Annotated in this window: 15 protein-coding genes; 1 reads left to right on the top strand and 14 read right to left on the bottom strand. The window is 36.4% G+C overall.

What is annotated here, in order from left to right; all coding sequences use genetic code 11:
* Positions 1–330: 330 nt before the first annotated feature.
* The 4 genes from BMZ58_RS19015 to BMZ58_RS19000 form a co-directional block, all read right to left on the bottom strand.
* On the bottom strand, positions 331–2967 hold the full coding sequence (locus BMZ58_RS19015; RefSeq protein WP_208601442.1) for a restriction endonuclease: 2637 nt from the start codon (positions 2965–2967) through the stop codon (positions 331–333).
* A gap of 10 nt (positions 2968–2977) precedes the next feature.
* Positions 2978–4768 (bottom strand): site-specific DNA-methyltransferase, encoded by a 1791-nt coding sequence (locus BMZ58_RS19010; RefSeq protein ID WP_075038118.1) that lies wholly within the window; start codon positions 4766–4768, stop codon positions 2978–2980.
* A gap of 42 nt (positions 4769–4810) precedes the next feature.
* On the bottom strand, positions 4811–5377 hold the full coding sequence (locus tag BMZ58_RS19005) for a site-specific integrase (RefSeq protein ID WP_075038117.1): 567 nt from the start codon (positions 5375–5377) through the stop codon (positions 4811–4813).
* Positions 5378–5680: 303 nt separating this feature from the next.
* On the bottom strand, positions 5681–8281 hold the full coding sequence (locus BMZ58_RS19000) for an NB-ARC domain-containing protein (RefSeq protein WP_075038116.1): 2601 nt from the start codon (positions 8279–8281) through the stop codon (positions 5681–5683).
* A gap of 239 nt (positions 8282–8520) precedes the next feature.
* Here BMZ58_RS19000 and BMZ58_RS18995 point away from each other — a divergent pair, with 239 nt between their 5' ends.
* On the top strand, positions 8521–10284 hold the full coding sequence (locus BMZ58_RS18995; RefSeq protein ID WP_075038115.1) for a DUF4435 domain-containing protein: 1764 nt from the start codon (positions 8521–8523) through the stop codon (positions 10282–10284).
* A gap of 227 nt (positions 10285–10511) precedes the next feature.
* On the opposite strand, the gene BMZ58_RS18990 is transcribed toward BMZ58_RS18995, so the two are convergent.
* From BMZ58_RS18990 to BMZ58_RS18945, 10 genes are all read right to left on the bottom strand, one after another.
* Complete coding sequence (locus BMZ58_RS18990; RefSeq protein ID WP_075038114.1) at positions 10512–11444, bottom strand: toprim domain-containing protein; 933 nt, start codon at positions 11442–11444, stop codon at positions 10512–10514.
* Positions 11445–11503: 59 nt separating this feature from the next.
* A complete protein-coding gene (locus tag BMZ58_RS18985; protein ID WP_075038113.1) occupies positions 11504–12991 on the bottom strand; it encodes an ImmA/IrrE family metallo-endopeptidase in 1488 nt (495 codons plus the stop codon).
* Positions 12978–13259 carry a hypothetical protein gene (locus BMZ58_RS18980; RefSeq protein WP_075038112.1) on the bottom strand — a complete coding sequence of 94 codons (282 nt, stop codon included), beginning with the start codon at positions 13257–13259 and terminating at the stop codon, positions 12978–12980. Before BMZ58_RS18980 ends, BMZ58_RS18985 begins: the two co-directional genes overlap by 14 nt.
* 40 nt (positions 13260–13299) lie before the next feature.
* Positions 13300–13728: a hypothetical protein gene (locus BMZ58_RS18975; RefSeq protein ID WP_075038111.1), complete on the bottom strand. Its 429-nt coding sequence runs from the start codon at positions 13726–13728 to the stop codon at positions 13300–13302.
* Positions 13729–13738: 10 nt separating this feature from the next.
* Positions 13739–14902, bottom strand: a complete 1164-nt coding sequence (mobP2, locus tag BMZ58_RS18970; protein ID WP_075038110.1) for a MobP2 family relaxase — start codon at positions 14900–14902, stop codon at positions 13739–13741.
* A complete protein-coding gene (locus tag BMZ58_RS18965) occupies positions 14899–15156 on the bottom strand; it encodes a hypothetical protein (protein ID WP_075038109.1) in 258 nt (85 codons plus the stop codon). The genes mobP2 and BMZ58_RS18965 overlap by 4 nt, the downstream gene beginning before the upstream one ends.
* 251 nt (positions 15157–15407) lie before the next feature.
* Positions 15408–16271: a hypothetical protein gene (locus BMZ58_RS18960; RefSeq protein WP_075038108.1), complete on the bottom strand. Its 864-nt coding sequence runs from the start codon at positions 16269–16271 to the stop codon at positions 15408–15410.
* Positions 16268–16846 carry a hypothetical protein gene (locus BMZ58_RS18955; RefSeq protein ID WP_075038107.1) on the bottom strand — a complete coding sequence of 193 codons (579 nt, stop codon included), beginning with the start codon at positions 16844–16846 and terminating at the stop codon, positions 16268–16270. Before BMZ58_RS18955 ends, BMZ58_RS18960 begins: the two co-directional genes overlap by 4 nt.
* A 15-nt stretch (positions 16847–16861) precedes the next feature.
* The gene (locus BMZ58_RS18950) at positions 16862–17962 is read right to left on the bottom strand and encodes a lysozyme family protein (protein WP_075038106.1); all 1101 of its coding nucleotides are present in this window, start codon (positions 17960–17962) and stop codon (positions 16862–16864) included.
* Between the two features lie 2 nt (positions 17963–17964).
* Positions 17965–19887, bottom strand: a complete 1923-nt coding sequence (locus BMZ58_RS18945) for a VirB4 family type IV secretion system protein (protein WP_075038105.1) — start codon at positions 19885–19887, stop codon at positions 17965–17967.
* Position 19888 lies beyond the last annotated feature (1 nt).

Below are 19888 nucleotides of genomic sequence, written 5' to 3'. Positions count from 1 at the left end.
TCAAAAACAAAGTATCTTTTATATTCATCGATAACCATTTTGATAACAGGAAAGGTTCGGGTGTCCTAGATGCTGAAAAGTTAGACGGATTGGAGTGCAAAAGGAAAAATAACCATATAAAAACAGGATTGTAAGCTTAACTTTTCTATGCACCTCCTTAAGGTACTAAAAAATGACTTTAAACAAGAATCTATAGCAGTCAAAGAAATACAGGAAGATGGGTACGCGGATGCAGAGGTTGAACATTAGATGCTCTAGAGGAGTACTTAAAACAATAATTTTAAACACCCCACTTTTTTTACATTAGAAAAAAGTGGGGTGATTTTTTAATCACAGATACAACGCTTCGGCATCTGTTACTATTTTATAGGAAACGTCACTCAAAGTTTCAAAATGAGCTTTACCACACTCAATTTTTTGTATCTCTTTACCTCTTAAATCTTCTTCATCTGTTGAACCTTTCGTTTCTGCAACGAAATAAAGTTTAGATTGACCCTGCTCTTCTTTAACAATAGCCCAATCAGGGTTATATTTGCCTAAAGGTGTTTTAATAGTAAACCAGGACGGAAGCTTCAAATAAAAGTTTATATCATCCATTCGTTCTAATTGTTCTGCAAATGAACGTTCCACCGTTGAATCCACTTCGGTTGCTGTATAAATGGACTTAGATGAACTGACCATTCGTGAAACATAGCTGTTAAGTTCGTCCATTTCAAATCGATGCATTTCATAATAGCCATCTGCTATTTTTTCATACTTGATCCCATCCACCATCATTTGAGTCATTTCTGATTGAATATGGTTACTAGCTTCTTCTATATACCTTTGTGGATTTAAAAGAAGTTGATCATAATTATCAGCTTGCTGCAAAATATCTATAACAGTACTCCTTTTTAGTTGTGTAGTACGCTGAATGGCTTCAACTATGTTTGGAATTGAAAGTGATAATGGTTTTGATGATCGAGTAGATTCAAGCAAAGCTTCCCCACTTATACCTTCCTTAGATACATTTATATCTACATTTCTCACCTTAATTTTTGGGGGCTGTAAGCGAATTTGTTGTAGCCGTTGAACAGATTGTCTAATAAGTTTGTTCGTATCGAATGAAACTGAGTATTTGGTTTGATGTTTGATCCGATCCCAAAGTTCAATGAAATCAGTATTCTCCCTCCACTTAGATAGAAGTTTGATAGGTTTTCGTTCCCTATTATTATCAATCTGTGATTTTGAGAACTCATACCCATCTTCTGTCATTTCAGTTTGTAAGGCTTCAGCAAAGTCATCATAATGTTCATTGGCTACAACCGTTAAACGATTTACCTTCATATCTGTGCAACGCTCTCCTGATTCATCTACAGGTAATCGTAAGCCACGGCCAATCTCCTGACGTTTTTTTACTTCAGAGAATGTTTCGTTTAGCGTACAAATTTGAAATACATTGGGATTATCCCATCCTTCACGTAATGCTGAGTGGCTGAATATAAAACGTATTGGTTCCTCTAAAGAAAGTAATTGCTCTTTATCACGCATAATTTTGTTATAAGATTCATCATCTTGTTTCGTCTTCCCAGAAGTATCCTTTGGTTTATTCTTATTATCCTGAGAAAAATAACTTCCTTGAACTCCCTCTACAGAAGGTAATGATAGAGATTGATACCGTTCCTCTTTCCTTATTGATTCGTACAGTTCATTAAACCACAAATGAATCTTTCCATCTTCGTCAGCATAGTTTGCGACTTTATCAATAAATATAAGGGATAATACTTTCAATCGCTTCCCTATAGGCATCCGTTTTACTTCTAATTCCTTTTCAAAATGCGCTCGAATCATTTCCTCTAACTGTACACGCATCATAAGATCACGATCCACACCATGACTGAATCCTTTTTCTAAGTTAACATTATTTGAAAACCGTATCCACTTCTCGCCATGATGGATTTGATCAATAATGTATCCTTGATAAAGGTGACGACCGTTACTCTTATCATAAAGATCATCACCGGAACGCAACCATTTTTTCTTACGCTTAACAGATCCATCAGATTGTAATTCATCAATCGTCAGTTGTGCGGATACCGTTCTTTTTGTTGCTTTTGTATCATGAAATTCAATATAGGGCTGGTTAAAATCATCTTCCGTTACGATGGAAGTAACCCCAATACGCTTAACTAGCTTTAGCTGATATGCCTTCGCTGGATTAAGATTATAAAGTAAATGATATGGATTACGATGGGTAGCAGAGTAACGAAGCTTTAATAATGGATTTAAATTGGCTAAAGCTACTTTACTCTTCTCGTTCTCCATATTCTGTGGTTCATCTAAAATTAAAATTGGATGGGTTTTCCTAATGAAAGTAATGGGCTCTTCTCCCCCCATATCTTCATTTGGGCGATTGATAACGTTCGATGTTTTATTAAAAGCATCTATGTTCATCACCATGATTTGAAGCTCATTGGACCGAGCAAATTGACGTAAGCGAGTTAGTTTCTTTGAATCATAAATATAAGATTCAAAAGGTAAATTGTCATATAGCGTTTTAAAGTGTTCCCTCATAAGATCAATAGACTTTAATACACCTTCACGAATCGCAACCGATGGCACTACAATTATAAACTTGCTAAAGCCATAGTTTAGATATAGTTCAAGGATTGTACGTAGGTACACATAGGTTTTACCTGTCCCAGTTTCCATCTCAATGGAGAAATCGAAACCAGTTAACTCGGATATTTCTTCCGCCGTGGTAGATAATTTATTTTTCTTTTGAATATAATGTAGATTCTCTAAGATCGCTTCATCACTTAATAGTAGTTGGTTAGCTGTACCTGTCGATCCCTCAAGAGATTGTTGTCCTTTAGTTGATATATCAATCATCTCTTGTGAATGGGGTTGCCCCTTAAATAATTCAATGACAGCATCAATCGCATCTCGTTGGTATTGTTGACTTGGATCAAATTGTATTTTCAACACAGTCACCCCCCTAAATAGAACGGAAGGCCACGCCTTCTTCCTCCCATTGAAGTTGTATGTTCTTTTTTTGATCATCCGAATCAAAGGCTTCATCGAGGAAGAACACCTGATTCGCATAAATTTCTCTCATAACATTAATTAGACTCTCCGACAGTTCTTCACCTAAATAAATGAGAATATGCTGATCATTCTCTATAACCTCATAAAAAAAGCTTTTTCTTACCTCATGTTTCTTTATATCAGCTGTTAACGTAAACCCGGCTTTCAATAACACTTCATAAAGCAAATCTTCCTCAGTTCGCCCTTCTTTAAAAGGATCTTTCCATAGCTCCATTTGTCGCCTCACATCTTCTTCTGATTGCAGATCATAGTTCCAATCTCTGAAGTTGCTACTGTCTAAATTAAAATATTTAAAATTAGGGTTAACGTCAATCTGTTTAGCAGCTTGTATAATACGTTCTCTTGTGAGCTCGGCAATGTTTTGAAATTTATCATGTGCAATAGGTTCAGGGAGCTGAACTAAAATAAACTTACGTTTTCCATTATCCTTTTTATTTAAATCTAATACAGAATGGGCCGTAGTTCCAGATCCAGCAAAAAAGTCTAAAATCAAATCGTTTTCTTTAGTAGCAATTTCACATAAATGCTTAATTAAAGTTGTTGGTTTGGGATGGTCAAATACTTTCGTACCAATTAATTCACTTAACTCAGCTGTTCCATCTTCATTCATTCCATGTTTATCCCACCAAGATTCTGCTTTTTTCCTTAAACTCTTTCGGTCCTTAAGATAAACTTTTTGTACCGGACTTGCTTTTCCTGATTTTCCAAATATAATTCTTCCGTCTTTAATCCTTTTTTTAACTTCTTCTTCGTTAAATACCCAGTATCTTCCCCTAGGAGGATAATGAACCTCTCCATTATTAGGATTAGTTATGGGGAAGTACGGACCTTCATGATTTGCTGACAAATCAGATGTTTTCCACTCTCCCTGCGGATCATTATCAGGATTAGCGTAATTTTTATTTACATACTCTTTAGACAAGGGAAACCCTAGCAAACAGTCCTCTGATGCATTTTTTGCATAACATAATATGTAATCATGTACAGGTGGTATATATCCCATGTTGTTTCCATTTGTTTTTTTCTTCCATACTATAACTCCTAATTTATTTTCCTCTCCAAATATTTCGTCCATTATGAATTCAAGGTTTTTCCTTTCTTTATCATCAATTGATATAAAAATTACTCCGTCTTTCTTTAAAAGGTTCCTAGCTAAAAATAATCTGGGATACATTAAACTTAACCAATTGGAATGTTTGCGTCCTTCTTTTTCTTGCTCACTAGAAACTGCTTGGCCTTCATTATCTACTTGGTCAGTGTATTTAAGATACGCATCTAAAGTCTGCGAAAAATCATCATTATATATAAAATCTTCTTCACGATTATATGGCGGATCTATGTATATCATTTTTACTTTTCCGTAGTACGATTTTTGTAGAAGCTTTAATACCTCTAGGTTGTCACCCTCTATAATTGAATTTTCTTTTTCCACTCCATTAGTAAGTGATTTTTTTGTATTAGGTCTCAAGGTTCCTTTACTAGGGATATTTATAGATTTAATAGCTTCTGATTTCCCCATCCATGAAAGCCTAAACTTCTCTTTCCCGCTTTCCACTTCTTCTCCTAACAATGCTTTAAGCTTTTCCATATCTACTTTACCTTCTGAAAATATCGACGGAGCTACGTTTTTCAAATTCTGTATAATCTCGTCTTTAGTATCAAATGATTCATTTCTTAACATTCCAATTCCCCTTTCTTCTTCAAATTCTCTTTTCTTCCTTAGTTAAAGTGAAAAATCATCTAATGCCTGATCGATCATATCATCACTAATGCCAATATAACGCAAGGTGATGGAAGGTGATGAATGGCCGAATATTTGCTGCAACATGGCCACGTCCTTATTTTTTTGATAAAAGTGATAACCAAAGGTTTTCCGTAACGTATGGGTTCCGATCGCATCGTTAATTCCAACTTGTTTAGCTGCATCATGAATGATCTTCCACGCCTGTACCCTGCTAATCGGTCGTTGCCCTTTTCGGGAGGGAAACAAATAATCGGAATCCGCCCTTGAACTTATGTATTTATCAATCTCATTTTTTAAAGCCCTGGTCATTTTTATGCGCCGAATATTGTTTGTTTTACGTTCCCGGACCTTGAGATAATCACTATCCCGAACATCTAGGACTTTCAATTCGATCATATCACTAATGCGTAAACCAGAATTGATGCCAAACACAAATAAAAAGTAATTTCGATACGATTGATGCAACAACACTTCTTTCATTTGTTGAATATCAGCTTTGTCCCGAATCGGATCCACCGTATTGGCTCCTTCTGATACATGGGTCATGAACACCCTCCTTTATAACCAATATGTACAATTAAATATAACAAAACCAATCAAAATGTTAAATTGCTTTGTGAACATTGTACCAAAAAAGAAGGTGACCCCTTGGTACTCTAAGAATCACCTTCGATAAACCGAATCTAACAAAATGTCTATTTTGTTAAGTTCGATTACAACTGATAAACATTTCTATAAAACACATCATTATTAGGTTTTGGTCTCTAGGAATCGCCCTTTTATTAGAATAAGTGAAATATTTTAAGAGATTTATACTTGTCGGAACTTTTCATTAAACCCTCTAAGTGCTTATCTAATTAATTTAATATTTTTGGCAGCTATACCTTTTGGATTCCTATATGTGGAAAACTTAACCTTATCTCCCACTGATGTGCCTTCTTCAATGTTATTAACATTAAAATAAATACTTCTATTGTGAGCATTTGCGATAAATCCAAAATGTTCTTTTATAAAAACTACAATACCTTCGTTCTTATTGTAAATCTCTTTAGCATCGACAGTGTAGTCATAAACATATTTCTTTAGAGAAAGATATAAATTGTTTGGAATTTCATGCCTGTGGGAAATAAGTATTTCTTTCATCTTCTTTAAGTCATGTGATTTATTAGATTTCAATGAACTAAAGTGTTTTTCTAAAGTAGCAAAAAGAAACTCCATAGAATTCTTATCAAAGTAAAGGAATGATAATTCTTTTAAGATTTTTGCCATTGTGACATAAGATTTGGTATCAATACGGTCTACTGTTTCAATTATATTAATCCCTTTTTTTAATAAGTCTAATTTTTTCTCAACATCTCTCGTTTTAATATGTTCAGCCTTACGTCTTTGAAGGTCTGCATACCTTGAAACAAATATATTTTCTGATTGGAGATCCAACTCATCTTTTCTCGAATCAACATTTTTAAGAATGTCCTCCGATTCATGAAAGAGTCCTTGGTACATCAGTACTCGTGACTTTTCTAATAATATCTTTAAATTATCTGGATAATAACTTTCTGCTTCCTCTATTAAGGAAAATGCTTTCTCTAAATCAGATAATTTTATGGTATTAAAAACACTATATAAGTATAAAACTGTTGATTTTTCAAAGTCATTTTCACATTTGTCTAGCGCAATCTCATAGCTTGTTAATGCATTAAAGAGATCTCTTTTTTCAGCCTGAATAAATGCTTTTATTTTGTACACTTCAAAATAGTCCGGTGTAATATTTTCAGCTTTATGAATGAGAGCAAAAGCATCTTCCCACTCTTGCTTTGAACTACTTTCTAAGGCCTTTGACAAATAATAAGAAGAAAGTTTATGGTTTCTATCTTCGGAGTTTTTATATAAGGATTTAGGGTTAAATGGATCCATTTCATTCTGAACTTTTATTTGTTGTATCATATTATTTAAATGTTTACGCTTTTTTAATGTGTTCATAAAGAAATCATTTGTTGGACTATGGTATAAAGCTAAATAGTCTTTGGCCATATCGTTTAATTTAAAATTCTCTGATGTTATCGTAATCATGTTTGTCGTAAGAAGGTTGTTAATGGATTCTCTTAATTTCACATTATCTATTCCCATAAAGTAATCTATTTCTCCAGAACTTAATTCAGTATTCTCAACTAAAAATAGCTGTAATATTTTTTTAGAATCGTCGGACAGCTTTTCGTAAACATTTGACATACAAAACTCTATAAGGGACTCTTTATTAGAAATTAAGACATTCTCTGTAATTCCATTATGGATACCTGTAATAAACCATTTTATAGATAGAGGGTTAGAATAAAGGTGATCTGTAACTAGTTTTTTAACTTCAGATTCTGGCTTCTTATAAACGGAAACTCCATAAAATTTTGCGAGCTCTCTAAAATAAACTATTGCATCTTTTTGATTTAGACCTTGTAAATTGTAGCGATTTTCTAACTCTCCAATTCCATGCCGCGAAGTAATTAGAACTTTAGATGAGCCGGGTACTTCTTTAAGAAATTGTACAATATGATTACTATTAATAGTTTCAAGGTTGTCTAGGACTAGTAAAACTTTGAACTCTCGCATAAAATTAACGATATTTTGTTCAGGGGTTTGGTTTTCATCTTTTATTATAAGTTTCTCTCCGCTTGAAAAGAAATCAGTTACACTTTGAATCGAATTCTCAATCTTTGTAAATTCACCTCTGGCCAAAGTTCTTGTTTTTAAAGATATCCATAAAATAGCATCGTATTCATTTTCAGGGTCATCTACCAAATCATACAATGATTTAACAGCAATTGCTGTTTTTCCTATTCCACCATTACCCATTATTGTTATTACATGATTTTTGTCATCTTTTAGTAGCCTTTTAATCTCTTTAATTTCGTTCTTTCTTCCGATATAACCAGTGTCATCAAACTCGGGTTCAGGTAAATTGTGATAAACGTTGGATTCAAATTCTTTAACACGCATATATTTCTGATTTACTAATTTAGTGGGGTCTGTTTTTAGGAGTGCCCTTGTCCGAAGTGTTGCATTCCAACTTAAGAGTGGGAGTTTTTGTTCAATCTCCTCTAAAACTTCATACAGAATAGCTCTATCTCCTAATTCGAGAGGTCGAGTATGCATAACTCTATTTCTAATAGGGATTATCTTTGAAAAGTATTCTCTTAATATATTTGCATTTTCATTATTAATTTTATGCTTAAATGGATTACGGTAGATTATTTCTATAAAATCTCCTAAATCTAACTCGTTTAGAATTTCTTCTGGTTCATTTTGATTAAGTTTTTTATTCCTATCTTTAGATTTTTTCACCATAGTTTCTGTAAAATAAATATCACCAGTTTCTAATATAAAACTTTTTAAGTCATATTCTAGAGACGTGCAAATAGAGAACATTACAACTCTAGAGCTTAAGTTAAAATAATCCATGGAATCCCCCTAATAAATAACACATTGTTAGGACTATTATAACAGAATTCAATATAAACTGTTTACACGAATTCATTATCATTTTCTTAAGAGATACATCCCATTTTTTATCACTACAATTTAAAATAGAATAGATTCAAAATAAATTAAAATATTTACTTAACGATTGAACAACCCTAAATAAACATTTACGCCTTTAATGTACAAAGTTTTAATTTACTAGTTTTGGAGTTCAAACAATGAACAAATATAACCCCAAAGTAAGTAAAGTAGTTATGCTAATTTTACGAGTATTTTTGTTACAATATTATGTAGTGGATATAAGAAGGAAGCATAACAGGCTTGGTATAATGATATTGACTAAGGGGATAATTATGTGTATTAACGTTAATTTGCCGAATAACGAGACAAGACAATTCGAACAAGGAAAACCAATTGTATTACTTGGAGCCAACGGTGCAGGAAAAACTAGATTAAGTGTAAAAATTGAAGAATTAAATGATCCAACTTTTAATAACAGTAGTATCTCAGAATCTTTATTAGTCCAACGAATTACTGCTCAAAAGTCACTTTCTCTAAATGAGAATATAGTTATTAAAGGATTGGATTCAGCAGAGCAAGAAGCAACGGTTGGTTCTGTTGCGCCCCACTCAAGTAAATTTGGACATAAATATGGAAGAAACCCGGCAACTTTATTATTGAATGACTATGATAAAGTTCTTTCACTATTTTTTGCTAGAAATAACAAATTAGTGGAGGAATATCATGAGGAATGTAGAATCGCTCAAGCTAATAATGAAGAATTACCTCCACCAATTACCTCGTTAAAAGAAAGTGCTCAAGAAATATGGAATTATCTGCTTCCAAAAAGAAAACTAGACCTTTCCGGAAATGAAATTCATGTATTGTTTAACGACGAACGTTACCATGGTAAGGAAATGAGTGATGGTGAGCGAGTTATTTTATATATGATAGTACAAGCTTTATCTGTAAAACAAGATTCATTGTTAATTATTGATGAGCCTGAACTTCATATACACAAAGCAATTTTAAATAAACTATGGGATAAGCTTGAGGAAGTACGTCAAGACTGTGTTTTTATGTATATTACTCATGATTTAGACTTTGCTGTCTCAAGGGGTGTAAACGAAGTTCTTTGGGTTAAATCTTATAATGGTAATGAAAATTGGGATTATGAATTCTTACCTTTGACAGACTATTCTGAGTTACCAGAAGGGCTATTATTTGAAATGATAGGTACCCAGAAAAAAATAGTATTTGTTGAGGGAAATAAAGATAGTCTTGATTATCTCTTATTTCAAGAACTCTATAAAGACTCCAATTACCACATAATCCCATGTGGTGGTTGTGCACAAGTTATTAACAATGTCAAAGCAAAAAAAGGTTACTCAAAACTTGATTATCTTGAAGTGTACGGTATTATTGATAGGGATTTTAGACCTGAGAGTCAACTTGACTCTTTAAGGAAAGAAGGAATTTTTTCTCTTGATGTTGCAGAGGTAGAAAATTTATTTATCGTGCCAAGTATGCTTGAGTATGTTAAAGAAAAGCTTGGGAAAGATGATAAGGTAGTTAATGAAATAAAAGAATTTGTTAAACAAATATATAGTGGAGTTAAACAAAGACAGGTATTGTCAGCTTTCTCAGGTGAAATAAATCACCAATTAAAAACGCTAAATGTAGAAGACGGAATTGATAGTGATGGTGTGAAACTTAAGATCGAAAACAAGTTTTCAAAAGAGAATATAGATTCAATCTTCAAGGAAAAAGAAGATTTATTTTTAGGTGTTAGTGAATATGAAGATATATTGAAAAGATTTAATTTTAAGGAATTATCCGACAAAATATCTCCCAAATTTGGCTTACAAAAAGGAGAGTATAGAAAGTTAATAATAAATTTATTAAAGAGGCCCTCAAATCAAGAAGATAAGAAAAAAATCTCCGAAGCGATTAAACCTTATACTCCTGAACTCCCTGTATGAGTATATAAATAGTTATACACTCCATGCAAACAAAGGTGAAACTCAATATTTTTATTAATTAACAACCATTCTATGCCCACCTGGTGGCTGGCTAGAATGGTTGTTTTTTCAACTATAAAAGAAAGTTTAAACAACCGACCATGAAATACCTTTTTATCCTTCAAAAGTAACTTACCATGTGACGGTTGCTCTCTGTTAAACAAGTACATATTGTAACTATTTTCAACTCAACTCCCTCTTGAGAAGTAGGGATGTTTAACATGCTTGAATTGTTCTAACCTATTCTTTAAATCCTCATTCCAATCTTTCTTTTTAGAAATATCTATATGGGATAAACTGTTTGCTAATAAATTCTGATATTTATTAGCAAATTCCGTCCCTGCCTTATCATTATCTGTACAAAAAGTTATGTGATTCACCTTATGACCTTCCTTCCCCATTCGTTTAATCTCATTTATCATCGTCTGGCGCTTAAGCCCAGACATGGAAACTAACCGAGTGTTCTGCAGCTTTTCTCTCTTTATACTCCAATAGGATAACGCATCAATCGGGCTTTCAAAAAGATAAATAGAATTAGGTTTACCTATATCAACTGAGAACCCAGCTGAACCATGGCTGTCCCTATCAATCCCTTTGAATATTCTCCCATCTTTCATTGGAGAAGTACCTTGTCTATCTGCACCAACGATCTCTCCTTGCTGCTTCCACTTAAACACTACATTCCCGAGCTTGTCCTGGGCGATTAAATCTTTATTATCAAGCCAATCAACAATCCTAGGATGAATCTTCCGTTCTTTCGTAAGATAATCTTTAGCTTTTGTCTTATCGTTCACTTCATAATGAGAGGGATATTGATAAGGCGCCTTAGGTTTTTGCTCTTGGACATTGTCTTTCACTTTATAACCTTGCGCATTCAGATCCAGAACAGCTTCCGGAAAGCTCATGCCATAAAACATTTTCGCAAAGTTAATGACTCCAGCCCCTTTTTCGTCTCTAGAGTTCCAGGCATACAATTGGTCTTTAATAACTAAGCTATCATGCACTTGATGCCGGTAGTATCTTCCCTCTTTCTTTAATGGCTCCCCTTTACGCTCAAGATAGTCTATTAGATCCACATTACGTGCAACCTCCACTTGGTCCGCGCTTACATGTTTAGCCATGCAGCACTTCCTCCTCTCTAAAATTAGATATAAAAAAAGACAGGGAGAAAACTCCCTGCCTATCGTTCAACCTCTACTTTTTCTTTTGGCTTTTCCTTCTGCTGAAAATCCTCCTTATTCCCCTTTCCATTCTTTTTTTCCGAAGTGATGCTTTCTTTTTCTTCATAGAACTCTCGGTCCAACTTACTTTCGATTTGAGATAGTCGCTGCTCTCCACGATCCGTTAAAGGCAGTTCTTTTAATTCTTGAAGAGATTCTTTCTTAAGCTGGTACACCTCTTCCTTACTGTGAGTCTCTTGATAAGCACGCATCTGATTTAAACGTTCTTGTCGGTCGTTACTTTCTTCTTTGTCCAGTTCTTTTCCAACTGTTGGTTCAATAAAGTTCATGAGCTCTTTTTTATAAGCATCTTTGAAGTCTTGATGAGAATATTCCTCTTCGACCTTTTCTTCCTTACCAAATGGCCCGCTATCCTTTTCAGCCTTGCTTACTTGGCTTCGGTACATTTCCCGAAGCTTTTCTGAAGGCAAAGTCTCTCTTTCTTGTTTCTCCTCTTCTATTTCATGTTTTGGTTCTTTAACACTCATTGTTTTCTCCCCTTCCTTTTCTTGGCCCATAGATTCTTCAATGGTTGTAATAAATTCTTTAGCTGTTAACTGAACTTCCTGTAATAGGCTCTCATGGTCTTTAAATTCGTGATCCTTGGTCCAGTGATGCAGATAATCTAATGAGTAGTCACTGGTATCAATATTGAAATAAGAAGCAACCGTGTAAGCTGTCATTTCCGCCTGAAATTCCTTCTCCGGTTTGGTGTAGTCATTCATTTTTTCTTTTGTATGAAGCTTGGCATGAGTTAGTTCATGTAACAGAGTCTTTGTATCTTGTCGCTCGGAGTTACGCGGATTAAGAGCGACTTCATCTCGCCCGGTGTAACTTACACCTTTAGCTACCCCTAACTCTTCATAAGGCTCTACAATGTGAATGTTATTTCGCTCTGCAATAGCCTCCATCCCTTGTCGAAGCTGATTGTAATTTTGAACCTCCCCATCGATCCATTTGTTAGGAAAGATTTGAGGCAGATCTTTTTGAGTGGCCGTTGTCTGCGAAACATCGAACACACTTCCAGTAGAATAAACAAGACGGCCATCTCTTTTATCGAGTTGACCGTCTTTGACTTGTTGCTTTTCTTTTTTTGTGGCATATTTCAAAGGTTTCCATTCGCCTTCTTCATCTTGAAACTGCTGACCTAAACGATTAGGCACGAGAACCTTTAGACTTTTCTCTCCTTTGTTTACGGAAAACCCTTTGTCTTTCCAGAAGGCGTAGGAACCTACAGCTTCAGCTCCCGGAAACTGTGAATCAATGAGTGCTGTATTACGTGGAGAATACCGATGGAATTTTCCCATAAAGTCTAGATACTCTTTCATTTGTTCGGGTGAATGAAAGTGGTTAGAAATACTTTTTTCCATCCCCTCCGTCAGTCGATTAATCTCCTCTTTAACCTTTTCCGGTGATTTCTGTTTATAGGATCGTTTAGTCTTCGCCATGATCCTCAGCTCCCTCACTAATGTTCATGAGTTCTTCCATTTCTTCCTCATCGTAATTAGATTCTGTATTTAATATCAGTTCCTTTGTTTTCTTATGAAAAGGAATGAGTAAGTTCTCTTGATTCACTAAATGCTGTTCAAGATCAACCATTTCCTGATCACTCAACGTTAAGGTATATTTCTCCTGGCCCACCTCCATCACCAGCTCATTATTTTCACTTAAACGCTTAAACACACCAACTTCATAATCGCTATTAAACATAAGCATTCCTTCCACTCCTTTGTTGGATAATTACTAATTCATACCATTAGCTTGAAGCTGGTTGAGTCTCTCCGGCACTTATTCTCTTTTGACGCTGATGACTGATCCTTTCTTCCACCGCTTGTTTTGCATCCTTCATCGCTGGGCTCTCAAAAATTGGTGTCGTAACACAACTTTCTAAGTTCTGATCCATCGCAAAACCATTCATTAATTCAAGAAGGACCTGTGTATTTTTATCGTTTCGATTGGCTGCTAACCGCAACCGTTTCATCTCTTCAGAAAACACGTCTTGAAAACGTTGAGCCATCAAACTCATGAGATATTCTTGTGATTGTTCCTTCGCATTCTGTGCTTCCCATTCCTCAATCATACGATCCAAAGCTTCACCTGGATAACGTATATGGTGCTGTTCCTGATACTCTTTAATTAACGCAATTGTCTCTTCATGCAACGTGACATTTTGACGTTTTCTCATTCAAGTACCCCTACCTTTCTGTTTCGATTTCTCGTTCTAACTTTTGATGATCCAAGTCATTGATAAACTGGTCATACGTTTGCCCCAACGAACGTTGAATGCTTCTCAAGGAACGTTGCAATTGAATCCCTGAAGGCATGGACTTATAAGGGGCATTGGTGTGGGTCGTTTGTCTAGGATACTGCTGGTGATCGTACCGTTTCATTTCCTGTAAGAAAGCATTGCCCATTCGTTTATATAGATCATCCAACTTGTTTTGTTTGTAATGTTGATATCGCTTTTTATCCTTCGGTCCATCCCCATAGGCACGCTTTAATTCATTCACTTCTTGATCCAATTTTTCATGCAGCTGCTTCATATCTTTGCCATGATACTTATCTAAATACTTTGTGGTTAATTCATCAATTTTTGGTCGAAGAGGATTCAGCGTTTGATAGCCATACTGCCACTGTCGCTTATCCTCTGGCAAGTGATTATACACGTCGAGTAAAAAAGGTTTCATCTCTCTATTGCTCCATTTCATACTGCTATTCTCTTTCTTTGTATTTACCATATGATCACGGATCAACGAGTTAATTTGATTTCGTTCTTGGGTTCGATCTAACAATCCATTCACCACTTCACTTTTCATCGCGTCTAACGTTTTCGGCTTTCGTTTTCCACGATCACGAGTCGGGTTGGGTTCGACTGTGGCCACATGAATGTGAATGTTATCCGTGTTATAGTGAATGGCCGCCGACCAAACAGCACTCTCTTGTAATCTCTCTTTTTTCATCATCGACTGCATCGATTTCCGTGTCACTTGCTTCAAAGCATCTTCATCTATGGTGTGTGTCTTTGAATCGTAAACACCTCGTTTTTGGAGCCAATCATTATCAAAAGTAATGACATCTTGCCACATGATACTGTTCTTCTTTTGAGCTTGTTCGAATAATGATTTGATTCCCTGTTTTCCTTCTATAGATAAGTGATCTGACTGTTGAGTAAACAAAGCCGATGTTTTATCCGGATCGTCCATATAGTGATTATATAAACTAAACATGGACCGATGAGCATCCCCCTTTCCTTTCGCTTCTTCACGGTCCACGTATTGCACATAATCTTGAAACCCTTTCTTATTGGCTGTCACGAATTTTGTTTTTAATACTACTCCAGGCGTTACGGTTTCACTCATGCTTCTTCACCTGGTTCTTCTATCTGTAAGAGATCGTTCATTTCTCTAATGGCTGTATAACAATGAGCCATCGTTTGAATGTTTCGATCGACTAATTGCTGCAGCCTTTGTTCACGATTATTCTCTTCTCGAAAGACAGCCAATTGATGTAACTGAGAATGTAAAAACTCTTGCCGACTTAATCCTTTTTCATACGCAAGTTCGTCAATTCGTTGAACAGTTTTTGGATCCATATAGCGAATTCTCACTTCCATTACCATCACTCCCTTTGATGAAGTTCCTAAAACTAGTGAATAAAGAGAAGAGCATAAGGGGTTTTTGTTCCCACTTGGCGTGTGAATCCCGGCAGAGCCGGGCAAAACGAGGGAACAAGAAAATCTCCAGATGTGCGGTCGCTGTGCGGCTAAAATAGGAACGTTCATTCGTGTATTCACCGTGATGTGTGGCCCCTGCACAGGAGATGTGTGGTCCGCGTGTTGACCTTTTTCACAACCTACACTCCTTTTTAGTTCGAAATCATCTCCCGTTTCTCTTCCAACATCTCAACTTTTTCAACGATGGTTTGGATAGTTAGTTCATGTTCAGCCGCCTCTTGATTGATCTGATCTTTTTCATTTTCTAGGTGTTGAATTCTAGCCTCTGTTTGTTTTTTCTCTTCCTCCGTTTCGTAAAGAAGCTCTGATTCTAATTCAACGATTTTTTGATCAATATCTTTGATTCGTTCATTGATCGTTTGAATACTTTCCTTCTTCTCTTTCATTGTTTCTTTCGCCTCTTCGATCTCTTCAGATACAGCAGCTACTTCATATTCCTGCTCCGTTAAAATGATTAATTGTTTGTCCATTTTCACTTTACGTTGATCTGTATAAATACGTGCCAGCTCTTTCTTTTCCTCACCCCCTTTCAGGGAATTTTGATCATTCTTTTCAGTAAGTAGCCTAGTGGTTTCTTCTTTGTTAACATCTAAGGCCATGGCATCAAAGGAAGGACTTACCTGTTTGATACTAATGACATATCTGTTTTCGTCGTTGTACTCTACGTGCGTTGGAAGATTGCGTTTTGGATGCTCTTTTTCCTGAGCCGTAAAGCTCAACGATTCATCTAATAAAACTGTTGATTTATTGATATTTATGGTGACAACCATCAGCTTTTTCGTTGGATTATAAACCCAGTCCTTAATGATCAGTTCTCCTGCTCCTTGTAAGTTCAGAGGTTCATTGACAGGCGTTTGTTGAACTTCACTCTGCTCTTCATCACCAAATATAAAACCAGAAAATAAGAAAAAAAGAAGCGCCATTGCCACGACGCTTAATCCAATAAGATATTTATTCGTGGTCCCTTCCGTAATGTGTTTCGTTTGTTTTTTCATGTATATCCCTCCTCTTCTACGTCTTGAAAATCTGTTATCATCCAGTGCCCTTCTTCTCTATGAACATTTATTCTGAGAAACACAGGAGACACCTGTTTTTGATCGCTCTGCAAAGAATAGAGCGCGTGTTTAAACTTAACTAATACGCTAGCTTGATTGTTTGTGAGATTACCTGTTTTGATGAATATTTCTACTTCATCCACCTCCGTTTTCCTGTCTCCTTTATAGGTCTCTGCAGGAAAGAAGGTTGCAGCTAAATCTTCGCTCATCACCTTGTGTGCTTCTTTTTTCCTTTCTTGATAGGTTCTTTTATCCTGTTTAAAAGCAACCTCTACAAACGTAGAAACCTGCTTCACTAAAGCGTCATATCTCGCTTGAATGTCAGCAGGTTCCTGTGCTTGTAACGTCTCTTTTAATTCAGTTTTTTCTTCCATAATCTCTTCGTATTTCACTTCCAACTCGTGCATGTCTTCCTGCAAATCGTCATTCGATGCCGTGTGTGTAGCATAGATATTAACCGAGGTAAGTAAGATTAATAGAGCGACAAACATCCCAAAAAGAACGCGTCTATTCATCTATGTTCTCCTTTCTTAAAGCCCAAGATAAGGGGCAGGATCTACGTCCGAACGGTATTGGTTTTTGGTCCTAACTTCGAAATGTAGATGGGGACCTGTAGAGTTTCCTGTCGAACCACACTTGCCTACTTTTGACCCTTTTTGAATCATCTCCCCGTTTTGTACACTTATCGTATACAAATGAGCATAGTGACTATAAAGTCCCTCTTCATGTTTCACAAGAACGTTATTTCCATAACCAGAGTTACTTCTTTCCACCTCAACCACTTGACCGTTATCTACGCTTTGAATAGGCGTTACGGCGTTCGTACAAGCAAAGTCTATACCTCTATGCATATCCGGTTTTCCATCAAAAGGATCTGGGCGCATGCCATAATCGGATGTCTGTGTGAGTGCTCCTTCAATGGGCATCACCCAATCTCCCGTTGGTTGTAAATCTGCTTCAATAACTCCGCCTTTAAGATAACTTAAAACGGCCTCAACATAACCAATATCCCCATAACAAGCTCCTGTTTCTGCCGACTCCGGTCTAATGCAGGAATAAATGCCTGTATGCTTCAATTCCTGGTATTTCATCCTTGAAAATTCGATTGCTAACTCTTTGCTGTACTCTCCATTGTTGTGTTTGTTTGCGTAATCAATAAACCCTCCACCGAAGTTATAAGCTTGGAGTGTTAGCTTAATATCTCCCTCTGCTTTCTCCAGCATCTCAGAGAAGTATCGGATACCAACATTAATACTTCTTTCGGGATCCTCTATCGTGTTTGGAGGTAGACCGAGTGACTCACTTGCTTGCATCACATCATCAAGACGGCCACCCGATTCCTGCATCGTTTTGGCCAAGAGAAGCTCCACATACTTGGACACCCCATACTTTTCAGCATATTCTTCAAACAGAGGACGGTACTCTTCTAGTACAGCTGAAACTTGCGCTGTTCCATTTACCATATCAACGGACCTCACATCCTCACTAGAGGAAGACTTTTGATAACCGATCAACCCTGTAATGACTGAAGCATACAAAAGCATTTGTAGAAGGAAAAGAGCTACCAGAATACCAATTAACCAAAGCCATACTTTCCGAGGGACTAACCCCAGGAGAAGGGACCAAGGCATCCTTATGCACCTCCTCCAAACAAGGCTAATTCTTCGTCCGATACCTCCACCTTGAAACGAATGTTTTCAACCGCACGGATGCTTAACATCGTCTCCCCTGTTTGTAGGTAAGGAATATCTTTTAATTCACTTTGGCTTAATTGCCCCATGAATATTTGCTGCATCATCTCTAAGTTGTTACTATCCTGCTGCATAATAATCTTGTATTGTGTCAGTTCAAAAAGCTTCTTGATTTCCTCTACCATACTTTGATCCGAACCCTCAGGAACAAAATCACGAATGGTGTGACTGGCATAGAGGAGAGCACCAAAATACTTCCTGGCCTCTCGGCTAAACTTTGTAAGAAAATCTAGAGCACTCTCACTTTTCTTCTTTGTATTAATGATGTGGTGAGCTTCATCCATCAAGATGAGATAGCGTACAGCGTCTTCAAAAGCTAATTCTCCTCGATTATAAGCATCAAACTGAGGAGATCCGTTTGTTAGCATGGAGTCCCATAGGAGGTTGAGTACATTAAACAATTGCGCTTGGAAAACCTCTGCCCTCATTTGCGATAGGCCCCTAAGGGTAAAAGTAACGACCTGTTGCTCATCAAAGTGTTCGATGGTTGATACTCCATTGAAGAGATGCGCGTAAGTCTCTACAAGGTTACGTATGTTTAATTCGATGCTTTCCAGGCGTCGTTTCCTTTCCTGACTCAACTTCTCCTTTTGCTTCCCTTCCTTGATATTTTCATAGAGTTGTTCCTCGATAAAGGCAAGAAAATCGGTAAAGATAGGGTACTCATGGACAGAAAGTTCGGTTATATTTGATTTTGAATCATCGTTCCATAAGCCAAGCTTTTCATAGAGCTTTCTTAATAGATTTTCATATTCTTTCAATTCACTATCATTCGCTTCAGGTGCTAAGAATTTATAGAATGTTGTCAATTTGGATAAATGCTGAGTAAAGGACGTATATTCGTCCTCTGCCGTTCGATACACCTGCAAAGGATTGATGACCCCATCTGAACCATCGAGAGCAATCTGCTTCCCGCCTAAAGCTTCCGTTAACTCCACAAATTCTCCTGTGACATCAAACGTCCGGACCTTATATCCTTTAATCGCATTATCCAGCATGATTTTCTTAAGCGTCGTAGATTTTCCTGCCCCCATCGCTCCGACCATGACTCCGTTATAACTCTTACGCTGCTGATCTCTATGAAAAAGATCAAAGACGACGTTTCCTCCGGTGAGTGTCGTTCCATAGAATGTACCGTAAGGATCATTTAAGCTAGTAAAATGAAAAGGAAAGCCACCTGCTAACCCTAGTGCGGGTATCGGATGACCTTCCCTCTTGTTTCGATAAGTGGATTGTTCTGTATAATTCGTGAGTAGTGATTTCCATTCAAATTCCTGTTCGTTTAAGAAGATGGATCCTCGAAAATTCTCGTCCTGTAAAGTCGATAAGACTACTTTCACTTTGTCTTCCAGCTCTTCTCTTGTTGGTGCACTTACATAATGCCTAAGATGAACACGCTTTATGATTTCTCCTTCTTCAGAGACCTGATTATATAGCTGCCGCAAATCATCGTAGTTATTTTGCGCTTCAATAATGCCTGCATTATCTTTTTCATTAATCATTCTGGAACTCTGTTCAGCCATCCCTTTGTTTAAACCATCTCGGACCTTGTAACGATCGTCAGAGACAATATCCATTGTAGTAATGACATTCTCCATATTGAAAATAGGCTCTAACCAAAAGTCTGAAACATTTTTAGGGAAGGAATAGACATGGACACAAACTTCATAACCGTCTCCTTTCCGGGTAAAGGTTTCGTGAAATTTAATTCCTCCTTGCGGTTGGATATGTGCCAATAAGAAAGGGTTATATCCTTTTTCTTGTGTTTCTTCGGCATCACTTTTCTTTTTTAGAAATGACAACATT

The organism is Halobacillus dabanensis, assembly GCF_900114165.1.
Taxonomy (GTDB): domain Bacteria; phylum Bacillota; class Bacilli; order Bacillales; family Halobacillaceae; genus Halobacillus; species Halobacillus dabanensis.
The sequence above is the reverse complement of the archived record's forward strand: the minus strand, read 5'-3'. Positions and strand labels throughout refer to the sequence as shown.

Bases quoted from the DNA above. Each gene is read 5' to 3' on its own strand.
- BMZ58_RS19010 (WP_075038118.1), bottom strand. From the start codon at position 4,768: ATGTTAAGAAATGAATCATTTGATACTAAAGACGAGATTATACAGAAT.
- BMZ58_RS19005 (WP_075038117.1), bottom strand. From the start codon at position 5,377: ATGACCCATGTATCAGAAGGAGCCAATACGGTGGATCCGATTCGGGAC.
- BMZ58_RS19000 (WP_075038116.1), bottom strand. From the start codon at position 8,281: ATGGATTATTTTAACTTAAGCTCTAGAGTTGTAATGTTCTCTATTTGC.
- BMZ58_RS18995 (WP_075038115.1), top strand. From the start codon at position 8,521: ATGAACAAATATAACCCCAAAGTAAGTAAAGTAGTTATGCTAATTTTA.
- BMZ58_RS18990 (WP_075038114.1), bottom strand. From the start codon at position 11,444: ATGGCTAAACATGTAAGCGCGGACCAAGTGGAGGTTGCACGTAATGTG.
- BMZ58_RS18985 (WP_075038113.1), bottom strand. From the start codon at position 12,991: ATGGCGAAGACTAAACGATCCTATAAACAGAAATCACCGGAAAAGGTT.
- BMZ58_RS18980 (WP_075038112.1), bottom strand. From the start codon at position 13,259: ATGCTTATGTTTAATAGCGATTATGAAGTTGGTGTGTTTAAGCGTTTA.
- BMZ58_RS18975 (WP_075038111.1), bottom strand. From the start codon at position 13,728: ATGAGAAAACGTCAAAATGTCACGTTGCATGAAGAGACAATTGCGTTA.
- mobP2 (WP_075038110.1), bottom strand. From the start codon at position 14,902: ATGAGTGAAACCGTAACGCCTGGAGTAGTATTAAAAACAAAATTCGTG.
- BMZ58_RS18965 (WP_075038109.1), bottom strand. From the start codon at position 15,156: ATGGAAGTGAGAATTCGCTATATGGATCCAAAAACTGTTCAACGAATT.
- BMZ58_RS18960 (WP_075038108.1), bottom strand. From the start codon at position 16,271: ATGAAAAAACAAACGAAACACATTACGGAAGGGACCACGAATAAATAT.
- BMZ58_RS18955 (WP_075038107.1), bottom strand. From the start codon at position 16,846: ATGAATAGACGCGTTCTTTTTGGGATGTTTGTCGCTCTATTAATCTTA.
- BMZ58_RS18950 (WP_075038106.1), bottom strand. From the start codon at position 17,962: ATGCCTTGGTCCCTTCTCCTGGGGTTAGTCCCTCGGAAAGTATGGCTT.
- BMZ58_RS18945 (WP_075038105.1), bottom strand. From the start codon at position 19,887: ATGTTGTCATTTCTAAAAAAGAAAAGTGATGCCGAAGAAACACAAGAA.